This is a genomic window from Pseudomonas sp. GNP012 (genome assembly GCF_054343835.1).
Map to the genome: position 1 here is coordinate 1,376,932 of NZ_JBTGUU010000001.1, position 15,654 is coordinate 1,392,585.

Here is a 15,654-nt window from a genome sequence, read left to right on the forward strand (position 1 = left end):
ATGAGGAAAGCATGAGCAAGCAGATTCTGATTCTCCCAGGTGACGGTATTGGCCCGGAAATCATGGCCGAAGCGGTCAAGGTGCTGGAACTGGCCAGTGACAAGTTCTCTCTGGGCTTCGAGCTGAGCCACGACGTGATCGGTGGCGCGGCCATTGATAAACACGGCGTGCCTTTGGCCGATGAAACCCTGGAGCGTGCCCGTGCGGCCGATGCCGTGTTGCTGGGTGCGGTCGGCGGCCCGAAATGGGACACCATCGAGCGTGACATCCGCCCTGAGCGCGGCCTGTTGAAAATCCGTGCGCAACTGGGCCTGTTCGGCAACCTGCGTCCGGCGATCCTGTACCCGCAACTGGCCGAGGCTTCCAGCCTGAAGCCGGAAATCGTCTCCGGGCTGGACATCCTGATCGTTCGCGAACTGACCGGCGGCATCTATTTCGGTGCACCGCGTGGCACCCGTACCCTGGAAAACGGCGAGCGTCAGTCCTACGACACCCTGCCGTACAGCGAAAGCGAAATCCGCCGCATCGCCCGTGTCGGCTTCGACATGGCCATGGTCCGCGGCAAGAAGCTGTGCTCGGTGGACAAGGCCAACGTACTGGCGTCCAGCCAGTTGTGGCGTGAAGTGGTCGAGCAGGTGGCCAAGGATTATCCTGAAGTCGAACTGAGCCACATGTACGTCGACAACGCCGCCATGCAACTGGTGCGTGCACCGAAGCAGTTCGACGTGATCGTTACCGACAACATGTTCGGCGACATCCTGTCCGACCAGGCCTCGATGCTCACCGGTTCCATCGGCATGCTGCCGTCGGCGTCCCTGGACACCAACAACAAGGGCATGTACGAGCCGTGCCACGGTTCGGCGCCGGACATCGCGGGCAAGGGCATTGCCAACCCGCTGGCGACCATTCTGTCGGTGTCGATGATGCTGCGTTACAGCTTCAATCAGCAGGCTGCCGCCGACGCCATCGAGAAAGCCGTGAGCCTGGTGCTCGATCAGGGCTTGCGCACGGGTGACATCTGGTCGGCCGGTTGCACTAAAGTCGGTACGCAGGAAATGGGTGACGCAGTAGTCGCCGCGCTGCGGAATCTGTAATCTCTCGGGCCCGCTGCCAAATTCAAGACAAGGCAGCGGCCCACATTTCAAGAAGGTGTAGTTGCGATGAAACGTGTAGGTCTGATCGGTTGGCGCGGTATGGTCGGTTCCGTGCTCATGCAGCGGATGCTGGAAGAGCAGGATTTCGATCTTATCGAGCCGGTGTTTTTCACCACTTCCAATGTCGGTGGCCAAGGCCCGTCCGTGGGCAAGGACATTGCTCCGCTCAAGGACGCTTACAGCATTGAAGAGCTGAAAACCCTCGACGTGATTCTGACCTGCCAGGGTGGCGACTACACCAGCGAAGTCTTCCCCAAGCTGCGCGAAGCCGGCTGGCAGGGTTACTGGATCGACGCCGCTTCGAGCCTGCGCATGCAGGATGACGCGGTGATCGTTCTGGACCCGGTGAACCGCAAGGTCATCGACCAGCAGCTCGATGCTGGCACCAAGAACTACATCGGCGGCAACTGCACCGTCAGCCTGATGTTGATGGGCCTCGGTGGCCTGTTCGAAGCGGGCCTGGTGGAGTGGATGAGCGCCATGACCTATCAGGCGGCCTCCGGTGCCGGCGCGCAGAACATGCGTGAACTGATCAAGCAGATGGGCGCGACCCACGCCGCTGTCGCCGATCAACTGGCCGATCCGGCCAGCGCGATCCTCGACATCGACCGTCGCGTGGCCGAAGCCATGCGCAGCGACGCGTACCCGACCGAAAACTTCGGCGTACCGCTGGCCGGCAGCCTGATCCCGTGGATCGACAAGGAACTGCCGAACGGTCAAAGCCGTGAAGAGTGGAAGGCCCAGGCCGAGACCAACAAGATCCTCGGTCGCTTCAAGAGCCCGATCCCGGTCGATGGCATCTGCGTGCGCATCGGCGCCATGCGCTGCCACAGCCAGGCGCTGACCATCAAGTTGAACAAAGACGTGCCGATCGCCGATATCGAAGGGTTGATTAGCCAGCACAACCCTTGGGTCAAGCTGGTGCCGAACAGCCGTGAGACCAGCATTCAGGAGCTGAGCCCGAACAAGGTCACCGGCACCCTGAACATCCCGGTTGGTCGTCTGCGCAAGCTGAACATGGGTTCGCAGTTCGTCGGCGCGTTCACCGTCGGCGACCAGTTGCTGTGGGGTGCGGCCGAACCGCTGCGTCGCATGCTGCGGATCCTGCTCGAGCGTTGATCGACTGATGCAATGAAAGAACCCGCGCCTTGAAAGAGGTGCGGGTTTTTTTATCCCTGACTGTCTGACGTTTATGGGTGGCCCGTACCGGCCTCTTCGCGGGCAAGCCCGCTCCCACAGGGTTTAGCGCGATCCTTGTGGGAGCGAGCCTGCTCGCGAAGGGGCCATCACAGGCACCACAAGGCCCGGCAGAATTGCCTGCATGCCAGTCACCCGGTAAAGTGCCGCTCCCCCCGTTTCGCCAGAGGTAGAACCATGAGCCAGACCATTGATATTGCCGTGATCGGCGCCACCGGTACTGTCGGCGAAACACTGGTGCAGATTCTCGAGGAGCGCGATTTCCCGATCGGCACCCTTCACCTGTTGGCCAGCAGCGAGTCGGCCGGCAGTTCCGTACCCTTTCGCGGCAAGAACGTGCGGGTGCGGGAAGTCGATGAGTTCGACTTCAGCAAGGTGCAGTTGGCATTTTTTGCCGCCGGCCCGGCGGTTTCCTTAAGTTTTGCTTCCCGTGCGAACGATGCCGGTTGCTCGGTGATCGATCTGTCCGGTGCCTTGCCGGCGGATAAGGCGCCGCAGGTCGTGCCTGAGGCCAACGCTCAGGTGCTGGCGGGCTTGAAAAAGCCGTTTCTGGTCAGCAGTCCAAGTCCTTCGGCTACCACGCTGGCGGTGGTGCTCGCGCCGCTGATGGATGTGCTCGATTTGCAGCGCGTCAGCCTGACCGCCAGCCTGGCGGTATCGGCCCAGGGCCGTGAAGCCGTGAGTGAGCTCGCCCGGCAAACCGCCGAACTGCTGAATGTGCGGCCGCTCGAGCCGAAATTCTTTGACCGGCAAATGGCCTTCAACCTGTTGGCTCAGGTCGGCAAGCCGGATGAACAAGGTCATACGCTGCTGGAAAAACGCCTGGTGCGTGAGCTGCGTCAGGTCATGACGCTGCCTTCATTGAAGATTTCCGTTACTTGCATTCAAGCCCCGGTGTTTTTTGGCGATAGCTATAGCGTGACCCTGCAGTGCGCAAACGACATTGATTTGGCCAAAGTCAATGCTGCGTTGGAAGACGCGCCCGGTATCGAGCTGGTCGAGGCGGGCGATTACCCGACGCCGGTAGGTGACGCGGTAGGCCAGGATGTGGTCTACGTGGGGCGGGTTCGCCAGGGTATCGACGACCTGTCGGAACTTAATTTGTGGCTGACGTCAGATAACGTACGCAAAGGCGCCGCGCTCAACGCTGTGCAGCTGGCTGAGTTGTTGATTAAAGACCTGCTGTAAAAGATACTTTGCAACAATTTGTCGATTGATTCCGCACGAGCCTATGCTTGCCGGAGTGCTGAAGGCGAGCCACTCTGCGGGGCTTTGCGGGGCATCAATCAAATGATCGCGCGCGACGACCTTCGTCGTTGCACGCAATGCCTTGCGGCTGCGGCTATCAATATCTTCTCGCTGGCCGAGGAATGTTCAAACTAAGGATGAGCTAATGGTTCAAGTTCGCAAACTGGTGTTAGCAATAGCGGCCGCCTCGGCGCTGTCCTCCGGTATGGCGCATGCCCTCGGGCTCGGGGAACTGACCCTGAAATCGACGCTCAACCAGCCGCTGTTGGCGGAAATCGAGCTGCTCGATGTCAAGGACCTCACCGCTGCCGAATTGGTGCCGAGCCTGGCTTCGCTGGAAGATTTCGCCAAGGCCGGTGTCGACCGCCAGGCGTTTCTGAATGACTTGACCTTCACCCCGGTGCTTAACGCCAGCGGCAAAAGCATCCTGCGCGTGACCTCCAGCAAGCCTCTCTCCGAGCCGATGGTGAAGTTCCTGGTTCAGGTGATGTGGCCGAATGGCCGTTTGCTGCGCGACTACAGTGTGCTGCTCGATCCATCGAAATTCTCGCCGCAAGCTGCCGAGGCGGCTGCGCAGCCCGCACCGACTTCAACCGTCGCTGCACCGGTCACCGGTGCGACCAAACCGTCGCAATACACCACCACGCCGCGCGATACCCTGTGGGAAATCGCCGCGAAGGCGCGTAATGGCGGTTCGATCCAGCAAACCATGCTGGCCATCCAGGCGCTGAACCCGGACGCCTTCATTGACGGCAACATCAACCGCCTGAAAACCGGCCAGGTGCTGCGTATGCCGGATCAGGCGCAGAGCACGAACCTGCCGCAACCCAAGGCCATCGCCGAAGTGGCCGCGCAGAACAAGGCCTGGCGTCAGGGGCGCCGTTATGTCGCCAAACCCGGGGCAGGGCAGCAGCAACTGGACGCCACCAATCGCGCTCGCACCGATGTTGCTCCGACTCAAGCGGCCGGCGACAAACTGAGCCTGGTGTCTGCCGAGTCCGGCAAGAATCGTGGCAAAGGACCTGCCGGCGATGCCGCGGCCCTTAGCAACAAGCTGGCGGTGACTCAGGAAAGCCTCGACAGCAGTCGTCGTGATAACGCCGAACTGAAGAGCCGCATGGCCGACCTGCAAAGCCAGGTGGACAAGCTGCAGCGCCTGATTGAGTTGAAGAATAATCAACTGGCCAAGTTGCAGGCCGAGGGCGCGACTGGCGCACCAGGCACCGCAACGGCTCCGGCAATGTCGGCCGAGCTGGCGCCCAATCCGACTGCACCTGCTCCGGCAGACACTGCACCGGTTTCACCTGCACCAGTGGCCACGGCACCCGAGGCAGCTGCGGCGCCGGTCGGGCAACCTGTCGAGGCGACGCCGGCCGCATCCGACGATCAGAAATTCAATGAGTTGCTGAGCAATCCGGTGCTGCTGGGCCTGGTGGGTGGCGGTGCTGTCGTTCTGCTGCTTTTGCTTCTGTTGCTGGCGCGCCGTCGCAAAGCGCAGCAAGCAGCCGAGAAGCATCAGCGCATGGCGCGTGCCCTGGCCGAAGAGCAGCCGTTCTCGGCCGATCTCGACCTGCCGGAAAGCAGCTTCGAAGGCCTGGAAGTTCCGTCGCCAAGCGTGAAGCTGGCGACTGCACCGACGCCAGCTCCCGCGCCTGCGCCGGTCATTGCCCCGGTCGTGATGACCACGCCGATCGCCGCGCCATTGGTGTCGCCGGCTGCCGAGCGTTCCGACGATGTACTGGGCCAGGCTCAGTCGCACATCAGTGCCGGTCGCCTGAACCAGGCTGCCGCGTTGCTGGAGGACGGCGTCAAGCGAGAGCCTCAGCGCAGCGATTTGCGCTTGAAGCTGATGGAAGTCTATGGCCAGCAAGGCGACCGCGATGCGTTCGTCAGCCAGGAGCGCAAGCTGGTGGCCAATGGCGACAACTTCGCCCAGGTTGAAAAGCTCAAAAGCCGCTTCCCGGCCATGGCGCTGGTGGCTGCCGGTGGCATCGCCGCAGCCGCCGTTGCTGCCGAGCTGGACGCGCAGTACGTCAAGGACCTGTTGCTCGATGAGCCGCAAGCACCCGCGCCGGAACCGACGCCGCTCGAGGATGACCTCGACAGCGCCTTCGACCTGAGCCTGGATGATCTGGACACGATCCAGCCTGTGGCGCCTGCACCGGCACCTGTACCGGAGCCTGAAGTGGCGGCTTTGGCGGATCTGGACGAATTCCCGCTGGATGACGATCTGAGTTTTGAGTCGGTGTTGCAGCAACAGACCGAAATCAAGGAAAACCTCGACGACCTGTCGGACTTCGACCTTGACCTGGATCTCGGTGCGCAACCGTCGCCGGCGATGCTGGCTGAAGATGACTTCCTGCTGGATCTGGATGAAGGCGTGAAGGATTTTCCAGCCGCCGAAACCCCGGCTGTTCCTGAAGTTGCGCTGGATGATCTGGACTTGCCTGCCGACTTCGACCTGTCGCTGGCCGACGAATTGAGCACACCGGATGCGTTCGCCGCAGAGCTGGATGATGTCAATGCCGAGCTGGAAAGTTTGTCCAACAGCATCGGCGAACCGACCTTTACCGAAGCCGATGCCGCACTGGATGGCGATGACGAGTTCGACTTCCTCTCGGGTACCGATGAAGCCGCTACCAAGCTCGATCTGGCCCAGGCCTATATCGACATGGGCGACAGCGACGGTGCCCGCGACATCCTCAATGAGGTCGTGAGCGAAGGCAGTGACGAGCAGAAGAGCGAAGCCAGGGAAATGCTTTCGCGTCTGGCTTGAGTGATCGTCAAGTTGTAAACAGAACGGCAGCCCGGTGAGGCTGCCGTTTTTGTTTGGGCGATGAATTGATGTCGTCTGCGGTGGCCTCTTCGCGGGCAAGCCCGCTCCCACAGGATCACACTATACCTGTGGGAGCGGGCTTGCTCGCGAAGAGGCCGGAACAGTCAAAGGAGATCTCTCTGGTATCCCCGCCCGGTGGCCTTATAATGCCCGCCTTTGGTACATCATCAGGCTGTCCCTCCTTGGCAAATATAGATAACCCGGCCGCCGAAATGGCAGCCGACGGCTTTTTCCGGATCGCGCTGGGCGTCGAATACAAAGGCTCGCGCTACCGTGGCTGGCAGCGCCAGGCGTCCGGGGTGCTCACCGTGCAGGAAACCCTCGAAAACGCCTTGTCCAAAGTCGCCGATTCACCCGTCTCGCTGATGTGCGCCGGGCGTACCGACGCCGGGGTGCATGCCTGCGGACAGGTGGTGCATTTCGATACCCAGGTCGAGCGTTCGATGAAGGCCTGGACCATGGGCGCCAACATCAACTTGCCCCACGACGTCAGTGTCAGTTGGGCCAAGGTCATGCCGGCGCATTTCCATGCGCGGTTCAAGGCCATTGCCCGGCGTTATCGCTACGTGATCTACAACGATCAGATCCGACCCGCGCACCTGAACGAAGAAGTGACCTGGAATCACCGGCCGCTGGACGTCGAGCGCATGGCCGAGGCGGCTCAATACCTGCTCGGCACCCATGATTTCAGCGCTTTTCGCGCCGGCCAGTGCCAGGCCAAGTCGCCGATCAAGGAACTGCATCACCTGCGCGTCACCCGTCACGGCAAGATGATCGTGCTGGACATTCGTGCCAGCGCCTTCCTGCACCACATGGTGCGCAACATCGCCGGCGTGCTGATGACCATTGGCGCCGGCGAGCGTCCGGTGGAGTGGATGAAAGAGGTGCTGGAGAGCCGGATTCGGCGGTCCGGGGGCGTGACGGCGCATCCATTCGGCTTGTACCTGGTGCAGGTCGAGTACCGTGACGAGTTCCAATTGCCAGAACGTTACATCGGTCCACACTTCCTGACCGGCTTCTCCGAACTTGGCGGCTGACGCCCTCGAATGCTTTTGTTACCATCCGGGACTTTCCCGGATTTGTCTTGGAGTTGTGTCGACATGTCAGCCGTTCGCAGCAAGATCTGTGGGATTACCCGCATAGAGGATGCGTTGGCAGCCGTCGAGGCCGGGGCGGATGCCATCGGCTTCGTGTTCTATGCCAAAAGCCCCCGTGCGGTGACGTTCCAGCAGGCGCGCTCGATCATCCAGGCGCTGCCGCCGTTCGTGACCACCGTGGGCCTGTTCGTCAATGCGAGTCGTTGCGAACTGGGTGAGCTCCTCGACGCAGTGCCCCTGGACCTGCTGCAATTTCACGGCGATGAAAGCGCGGCGGATTGCGAAGGCTGGCATCGTCCGTACATCAAGGCGTTGCGGGTCAAGGCCGGTGATGACATCGCCGCGGCCTGTGATGCGTATGCCAGTGCCAGCGGTATCCTGCTCGATACCTATGTCGAAGGCGTTCCCGGAGGAACCGGTGAGGCGTTTGACTGGTCACTGATACCGCAAGGCTTGAGCAAACCGATCATTCTGGCCGGCGGCCTGACGCCGGATAACGTCGCCGAAGCGATTGCCCGCGTCCGGCCTTATGCCGTGGATGTCAGCGGCGGGGTAGAGGCGAGCAGGGGCATCAAGGATCACGCAAAGGTCCAGGCATTTATCAAGGCGGTACGCGGTAGCACCTGTTGATGTGACGGCTGGCAGACTGCCGCCGTCCACTGCACTGTACAAAACGGCTGAGGGTCATGGGGTGGTACGCAGGTCACGTTTCGCTGATCCGGCCATTCACTGATCATCGCCGCACACATGAATTTAGCGCTAGGGCATACACGGGGCTGCGAACCAGAGCGTTCGGGCCGCCGGTACTGGAGAAAGAAAGCATGAGCAACTGGTTAGTAGACAAACTGATCCCTTCGATCATGCGTTCCGAGGTCAAGAAGAGCTCGGTGCCTGAAGGTCTTTGGCACAAATGCCCGTCTTGCGAGGCTGTGCTGTATCGTCCTGAGTTGGAAAAGACCCTGGACGTTTGCCCCAAGTGCAACCATCACATGCGTATCGGCGCTCGCGCCCGTATCGACATCTTCCTCGACGTTGAAGGTCGTACCGAGCTGGGTGCAGACCTGGAGCCGGTTGACCGTCTGAAGTTCCGCGATGGCAAGAAGTACAAGGACCGCCTGACCGCTGCACAAAAGCAGACCGGCGAAAAAGACGCGCTGGTTTCGATGAGCGGCACGTTGCTGGGCATGCCGATCGTGGTTTCCGCGTTCGAATTTTCCTTCATGGGCGGTTCGATGGGCGCCATCGTCGGTGAGCGTTTCGTTCGCGCCGCCAACTACGCCCTGGAAAAACGTTGCCCGATGGTCTGTTTCTCGGCCTCCGGCGGTGCGCGGATGCAGGAAGCGCTGATTTCCCTGATGCAGATGGCCAAGACCTCTGCGGTGCTGGCGCGTCTGCGTGAAGAAGGCATCCCGTTCATCTCCGTGCTGACCGATCCGGTCTACGGCGGCGTTTCCGCCAGCCTGGCGATGCTGGGCGACGTGATTGTCGGCGAGCCGAAGGCGCTGATCGGTTTTGCCGGTCCGCGTGTGATCGAGCAGACCGTGCGTGAAAAACTGCCGGAAGGCTTCCAGCGCAGCGAGTTCCTGCTGGAGCACGGTGCCATCGACATGATCATCGACCGTCAGGAGCTGCGTCCGCGCCTGGGTAACCTGCTGGCGCAAATGATGGGCCTGCCGACGCCGAAGTTCGTGGCTGCACCTATCGTTCCAATCGTGGTTCCACCGGTACCTGCCAGCCTATGACCCAACGTACCCTTGGCGAATGGCTCGCCTACCTCGAACGGTTGCACCCTTCGGCCATCGACATGGGGCTGGAGCGGTCGCAGCAGGTAGCGTCCCGCATGGGACTGGGCAAGCCGGCGCCTCGGGTGATTACGGTCACCGGGACCAACGGCAAGGGTTCCACCTGTGCGTTCGTGGCGTCCTTGCTGCGGGCCCAGGGCTTGAAAGTGGGGGTTTACAACTCCCCGCACCTGCTGCGCTACAACGAGCGGGTAACGGTCAACGGCGTCGAAGCCACTGACGCCGAGCTGTGCGCGGCCTTTGCTGCGGTAGAGGCCGGGCGTGGCGACACTTCGCTGACCTACTTCGAAATGGGCACCCTGGCGGCGTTCTGGCTGTTCCAGCATTCCGGGCTTGATGCGGTGGTGCTGGAAGTCGGTCTGGGCGGTCGTCTGGACACGGTCAACGTGGTGGATGCCGACATGGCGCTGGTCACCAGTATTGGCGTCGATCATGCCGATTACCTGGGTGACACCCGAGAGTCCGTGGCCTTCGAGAAGGCCGGTATATTCCGCCAGGGTGCGCCTGCGCTCTGCGGCGATCTGAATCCTCCACAACCCCTGCTGGACAAGGCGCGCGAGCTCAATTGCCCGTTTTTCCTGCGTGGGCGCGACTTTGATCTCGGCGTGACTGATCACAACTGGCAATGGCGCGGTGTCGATGCGCAAGGGCGTGCGGTTGAGCTGCGCGACCTGCCGTTGCTCGATCTGCCGATGGAAAACGCCGCGCTGGCGTTGCAGGCTTACCTGCTGCTTGGCTTGCCTTGGGTGGATGCGCAGATTATCGAAGCGCTGCGAGCTACGAAGGTGGTCGGTCGTCTGGATCGCCGCGCGTTCGAGTGGCAGGGCAAGCGTTTGAATTTATTGCTGGATGTGGGGCATAACCCGCATGCGGCGGAGTATCTGGCCCGTCGTCTGGCCAGCCGTCCACCGGTCGGCAAGCGTCTGGCGGTGTTCGGGCTGCTGGCGGACAAGGATCTAGGTGGTGTTGTCGGCGAATTGAATGCTAGTGTCCAGCACTGGGCTGTCGCACCGCTGGATTCGCCTCGGGCGCGTCCGGTTGCGGATTTGCACGATGCATTGCAAGGTCTTGGTGCCTCGGTCACGTCGTACGACAGTGTAGCGGCCGCCCTGGAAGGGCAGTGCGCGCAGGCCACGAGCGACGACGAAATCCTGTTGTTCGGATCATTTTATTGTGTCGCCGAGGCCCTTGAATGGCTGGCCCGGCGCTCCACGGAGGAAGCGGCAAATGGCATTGCTGGATAAGGCATACAAACAGCGCATGGTTGGCGCCCTGGTGTTGGTCGCGCTGGCGGTTATTTTTCTGCCGATGCTGTTTTCCCGCCAGGACGAACAGCGCCAGGTGACGGTCGAAGCGCCGGCGGCTCCGCAGGCGCCTGCATTGCCCCAGGTGCAGGTCGAGCCCGTGGTGGTGCCTGAGCCGCAAGCCTTGCCCCAGGAACCCGTGCCGAGCGATGACGAAATCGCCCAGCAGGAATCGGCAGTGCCGGCTGTGCCGGTGGCTCCGGCACCTGCTGCCAAACCGGTTACACCACCTCCTGCACCCGCGCCGGTTCCGGCGCTGGCCGCCAAACCTGCGACCGCGCCTGCCCAGCCCATCACGGCAGCACCCGGCAAGCCAGACACCACGCAAAGCCGGGTCGATGCCAATGGTTTGTCGGTCAGCTGGTCGGTGCAACTGGCCAGCCTGTCGAACCGTGAAAGCGCGGAAAAGCTTCAGAAAACCCTGCGCAGCCAGGGTTACAATGCCTACATCCGGACCGCCGACGGCAAAAACCGGGTGTTTGTCGGGCCGCTGATCGAGCGCGCAGAAGCCGACCGGCTGCGGGATTTGCTGAACCGCCAGCAGAACCTGAAGGGGTTTGTCGTGCGCTTTCAGCCGGAACGTGGCTAAAACTATCGCCCCGATATGAAATGCACTGACAATCGCAGCTTACCGATAAGCATGGGCTCTGCTAAAATGCGCCGCCTTATCCGTCTGTAGGCTGCACTGTGCCATTTACCTGGGTTGACTGGGCGATCGTAGCAATCGTCGCCATCTCCGCATTGATCAGTCTGAGCCGCGGCTTTGTCAAAGAAGCACTGTCGCTGCTGACCTGGATCATCGCAGGAGTCGTTGCCTGGATGTTCGGTGGCTCACTGTCCGAGTACCTCGGCGGGTACATTCAAACGCCATCGGCTCGTATAATCACGGGCTGTGCCATCATGTTTGTCGCCACTTTAATCGTAGGCGCAATGATCAATTATCTTATCGGCGAACTGGTTCGCGTCACCGGGCTCTCCGGGACCGACCGATTCCTCGGCATGGCCTTCGGCGCCGCGCGTGGCGGGTTGCTGGTGGTCATCGCCGTCGGGCTGTTGAGCCTGGGGCCGGTACAGCAGGACGGGTGGTGGAAAGAGTCACAGCTCGTGCCAAGATTTCTATTGGTCGCCGACTGGTCCAAAAACCTGATTCTCGGGTGGAGCAGTCAGTGGCTTGCCAGCGGAATCAGCGTACCCGCTGATATTCCGTTCAAGGAGCAGCTCTTGCCGACGGCCAAAACGCCTCAGTAAGTGTTGTTCAGTTCAGATCCATTAAGTAGGGGTTGCGTCGCATGTGTGGCATCGTCGGTATCGTCGGTAAGTCGAACGTCAATCAGGCGCTGTATGACGCGCTAACCGTCCTCCAGCACCGCGGCCAGGACGCTGCCGGTATCGTGACCAGCCATGATGGCCGGTTGTTCCTGCGCAAGGATAACGGCCTGGTGCGTGACGTGTTCCAGCAGCGTCACATGCAGCGCCTGGTCGGTCACATGGGCATTGGCCATGTGCGTTATCCGACCGCGGGCAGCTCGACGTCGGCTGAAGCTCAACCGTTTTACGTCAATTCGCCTTACGGCATCACCCTGGCGCATAACGGTAACCTGACCAACGTTGAACAACTGGCCAAGGAGATTTACGAATCTGACCTGCGCCACGTCAACACCAGCTCCGATTCGGAAGTGCTGCTCAACGTGTTCGCGCACGAGCTGGCCCAGCGCGGCAAGTTGCAGCCGACCGAAGAAGACGTGTTTGCCGCCGTCACCGACGTGCACAACCGTTGCGTTGGTGGTTATGCCGTCGTAGCCATGATCACCGGCTACGGCATCGTCGGCTTCCGCGACCCGCACGGCATCCGCCCGATCGTTTTCGGCCAGCGTCACACCGACGAAGGCGTCGAGTACATGATCGCCTCGGAAAGCGTTTCCCTGGACGTGCTGGGCTTCACCCTGATTCGCGACCTGGCGCCAGGCGAAGCGGTCTACATCACTGAAGAGGGCAAGCTGTACACCCGTCAGTGCGCGACCAACCCGTCCCTGACCCCGTGCATCTTCGAACACGTCTACCTGGCGCGTCCGGATTCGATCATCGACGGCGTGTCGGTCTACAAGGCCCGTCTGCGCATGGGTGAGAAACTGGCCGAGAAGATCCTGCGCGAGCGTCCGGATCACGACATCGACGTGGTCATCCCGATTCCGGACACCAGCCGCACCGCCGCGCTGGAGCTGGCGAACCACCTGGGCGTGAAGTTCCGCGAAGGCTTCGTGAAGAACCGCTACATCGGCCGGACCTTCATCATGCCGGGCCAGGCCGCGCGGAAAAAATCCGTACGCCAGAAGCTCAACGCCATCGAACTGGAATTCCGCGGCAAGAACGTGATGCTGGTGGATGACTCCATCGTGCGCGGTACCACTTGCAAGCAGATCATCCAGATGGCCCGCGAAGCCGGCGCCAAGAACGTCTACTTCTGCTCCGCGGCGCCAGCGGTTCGCTACCCGAACGTCTACGGCATCGACATGCCGAGCGCTCACGAGCTGATCGCGCACAACCGTTCGACCCAGGACGTGGCTGACCTGATCGGCGCCGACTGGCTGATCTATCAGGATCTGCCTGACTTGATCGAAGCGGTCGGTGGCGGCAAGATCAAGATCGAGAAGTTCGATTGCGCGGTGTTCGATGGCCAGTACGTCACTGGTGACGTCGACGAGGCTTACCTGAACAAGATCGAACAGGCACGCAACGATGCCTCCAAGGTCAAGACGCAGGCAGTCAGCGCGATCATCGACCTGTACAACAACTGAGTTTCTACCGGCCCTGAGGGGCCGGTTTTGTATCCGGCTTTTAATTGACGAGAATAGGGAAAGGAGTGACAGCATGAGTCAGGATTGGGATGCCGGTCGGCTGGACAGCGACCTCGAAGGCGTAGCGTTCGATACCCTGGCCGTACGTGCCGGTCAGCACCGTACGCCGGAAGGCGAGCACGGTGATCCGATGTTCTTCACTTCCAGCTATGTATTCCGCACTGCTGCCGACGCAGCCGCGCGTTTTGCCGGGGAAGTACCGGGCAACGTTTACTCACGCTACACCAACCCGACCGTACGCGCCTTCGAAGAGCGCATCGCCGCTCTGGAAAGCGCCGAGCAAGCCGTGGCCACCGCCACCGGCATGGCTGCGATCATGGCCGTGGTGATGAGCCTGTGCAGCGCCGGCGATCACGTATTGGTGTCGCGCAGCGTGTTCGGCTCGACCATCAGCCTGTTCGAAAAGTACTTCAAGCGTTTCGGTATCGAGGTCGACTACGTTGCCCTGGCGGATCTGTCCGGCTGGGACGCGGCGATCAAGTCCAACACCAAACTGCTGTTCGTCGAATCGCCGTCCAACCCGTTGGCCGAGTTGGTCGACATTGCCGAACTGGCGAAAATCGCTCACGCCAAAGGCGCGATGCTGGTGGTCGACAACTGCTTCTGCACCCCGGCCTTGCAGCAGCCGCTGAAAATGGGCGCAGACATCGTCGTGCACTCGGCCACCAAATTCATCGACGGCCAGGGCCGTTGCATGGGTGGCGTGGTCGCCGGTCGCAGCGAGCAGATGAAAGAAGTGGTTGGCTTTCTGCGTACCGCCGGGCCGACCCTCAGCCCTTTCAACGCCTGGATCTTCCTCAAGGGCCTGGAAACCCTGAACCTGCGGATGAAGGCCCATTGTGCTAACGCCCAGCAACTGGCTGAGTGGCTGGAGCAGCAGGAAGGCATCGAGAAAGTCCATTACGCCGGCCTCAAGAGCCATCCGCAGCATGAGCTGGCGCTGCGCCAGCAGAAGGGTTTCGGTGCTGTGGTCAGTTTTGAGGTCAAGGGTGGAAAAGAGGGCGCCTGGCGCTTTATCGACGCCACGCGCCTGATTTCGATCACCGCCAACCTGGGCGACAGCAAAACCACCATCACGCATCCGAGCACCACGTCCCATGGTCGCCTGGCGCCGCAGGAGCGTGAAGCGGCGGGCATTCGTGACAGCCTGATCCGCATTGCGGTCGGCCTGGAAGACCTGGCGGACCTGCAAGCCGATCTGGCGCGCGGCCTGGCTGCGTTGTGATCGAGTTGTCTGCGCCAAACACCGGCTCCAATGGCCGCGTAGCGCTGGTGACCGGTGCTGCGCGAGGCATAGGCCTGGGGATTTCGGCCTGGTTGATCAGCGAAGGCTGGCAAGTCGTGCTGACGGATCTGGATCGGGAGCGCGGGTCGAAAGTGGCGAAAGTGCTGGGCGACAACGCCTGGTTCATCGCCATGGATGTCGCCAACGAGGGGCAAGTCGCGCTGGGCGTGGCCGAGGTGCTCGGCCAGTTCGGGCGCCTGGATGCGCTGGTCTGCAATGCGGCGGTGGCCGATCCGCACAACATTACCCTGGAAAGCCTCGACCTGGCCCACTGGAATCGGGTGTTGGCGGTGAACCTCAGCGGGCCGATGCTGTTGGCCAAGCACTGTGCGCCGTACCTGCGCGCTCACAGCGGCGCCATCGTCAATCTGGCCTCGACCCGCGCCGCGCAGTCGGAACCCGACACCGAGGCTTATGCGGCGAGCAAGGGCGGCTTGTTGGCCCTGACTCATGCGTTGGCCATCAGCCTTGGCCCGGAGATCCGGGTCAATGCCGTCAGCCCAGGCTGGATCGATACGCGCGACCCCTCGGTGCGGCGTGCCGAACCCTTGACCGAGGCCGATCATGCCCAGCATCCGGCGGGCAGGGTAGGGACGGTCGAGGATGTGGCGGCGATGGTGGCCTGGCTGCTGTCGAGGAATGCCGGTTTTGTCACCGGCCAGGAATTCGTGGTCGATGGCGGCATGACCAAGAAGATGATTTACAGCGAGTAAGCTGCGGGATTGATCTCGGATGTGCTGCCGCTTTCGCGAGCAAGCCCGCTCCCACAGGGGTATGCATTCCAGATGTGGGAGCGGGCTTGCTCGCCAAAGCGGTCTTGCTGCATATACATAAATTTGTCTTTTTCAGAAAAACTTCAATCCTGCTATTGACTTA

General features: G+C 61.5%; 13 protein-coding genes. All 13 read left to right on the forward strand.

Going from position 1 to position 15,654, the window contains the following annotated elements; all coding sequences use genetic code 11:
• The first annotated feature begins 11 nt into the window (after positions 1–11).
• The 13 genes from leuB to ACXX83_RS06055 all read left to right on the forward strand — a co-directional run bounded on the left by leuB (position 12) and on the right by ACXX83_RS06055 (position 15,491).
• On the forward strand, positions 12–1,094 hold the full coding sequence (gene leuB, locus ACXX83_RS05995; protein ID WP_007975659.1) for a 3-isopropylmalate dehydrogenase: 1,083 nt from the start codon (positions 12–14) through the stop codon (positions 1,092–1,094).
• Positions 1,095–1,160: 66 nt separating this feature from the next.
• The gene (gene asd, locus ACXX83_RS06000) at positions 1,161–2,273 is read left to right on the forward strand and encodes an aspartate-semialdehyde dehydrogenase (protein ID WP_007975660.1); all 1,113 of its coding nucleotides are present in this window, start codon (positions 1,161–1,163) and stop codon (positions 2,271–2,273) included.
• Positions 2,274–2,528: 255 nt separating this feature from the next.
• Positions 2,529–3,539, forward strand: a complete 1,011-nt coding sequence (locus ACXX83_RS06005; protein ID WP_458547813.1) for an aspartate-semialdehyde dehydrogenase — start codon at positions 2,529–2,531, stop codon at positions 3,537–3,539.
• Between the two features lie 205 nt (positions 3,540–3,744).
• Positions 3,745–6,375, forward strand: a complete 2,631-nt coding sequence (locus tag ACXX83_RS06010; RefSeq protein WP_458547814.1) for a motility hub landmark protein FimV — start codon at positions 3,745–3,747, stop codon at positions 6,373–6,375.
• Positions 6,376–6,647: 272 nt separating this feature from the next.
• Complete coding sequence (gene truA / locus ACXX83_RS06015) at positions 6,648–7,472, forward strand: tRNA pseudouridine(38-40) synthase TruA (RefSeq protein WP_041474918.1); 825 nt, start codon at positions 6,648–6,650, stop codon at positions 7,470–7,472.
• Between the two features lie 63 nt (positions 7,473–7,535).
• The gene (locus tag ACXX83_RS06020) at positions 7,536–8,162 is read left to right on the forward strand and encodes a phosphoribosylanthranilate isomerase (protein ID WP_015095888.1); all 627 of its coding nucleotides are present in this window, start codon (positions 7,536–7,538) and stop codon (positions 8,160–8,162) included.
• A 191-nt stretch (positions 8,163–8,353) separates the two neighbouring features.
• Complete coding sequence (accD, locus tag ACXX83_RS06025; protein WP_015095887.1) at positions 8,354–9,274, forward strand: acetyl-CoA carboxylase, carboxyltransferase subunit beta; 921 nt, start codon at positions 8,354–8,356, stop codon at positions 9,272–9,274.
• Positions 9,271–10,578 carry a bifunctional tetrahydrofolate synthase/dihydrofolate synthase gene (gene folC, locus ACXX83_RS06030; RefSeq protein WP_458547815.1) on the forward strand — a complete coding sequence of 436 codons (1,308 nt, stop codon included), beginning with the start codon at positions 9,271–9,273 and terminating at the stop codon, positions 10,576–10,578. Before accD ends, folC begins: the two co-directional genes overlap by 4 nt.
• Positions 10,562–11,227, forward strand: coding sequence for an SPOR domain-containing protein (locus tag ACXX83_RS06035; RefSeq protein WP_458547817.1), 666 nt, complete (start codon positions 10,562–10,564; stop codon positions 11,225–11,227). Before folC ends, ACXX83_RS06035 begins: the two co-directional genes overlap by 17 nt.
• Before the next feature lie 98 nt (positions 11,228–11,325).
• Positions 11,326–11,886 carry a CvpA family protein gene (locus tag ACXX83_RS06040; protein WP_015095884.1) on the forward strand — a complete coding sequence of 187 codons (561 nt, stop codon included), beginning with the start codon at positions 11,326–11,328 and terminating at the stop codon, positions 11,884–11,886.
• A 41-nt stretch (positions 11,887–11,927) separates the two neighbouring features.
• Entirely contained in the window at positions 11,928–13,433 is a 1,506-nt protein-coding gene (gene purF / locus ACXX83_RS06045) for an amidophosphoribosyltransferase (RefSeq protein WP_093217997.1), read from the forward strand.
• Between the two features lie 73 nt (positions 13,434–13,506).
• On the forward strand, positions 13,507–14,718 hold the full coding sequence (locus ACXX83_RS06050; protein WP_458547818.1) for an O-succinylhomoserine sulfhydrylase: 1,212 nt from the start codon (positions 13,507–13,509) through the stop codon (positions 14,716–14,718).
• Positions 14,715–15,491, forward strand: a complete 777-nt coding sequence (locus tag ACXX83_RS06055) for an SDR family oxidoreductase (RefSeq protein WP_458547819.1) — start codon at positions 14,715–14,717, stop codon at positions 15,489–15,491. The genes ACXX83_RS06050 and ACXX83_RS06055 overlap by 4 nt, the downstream gene beginning before the upstream one ends.
• Positions 15,492–15,654 lie beyond the last annotated feature (163 nt).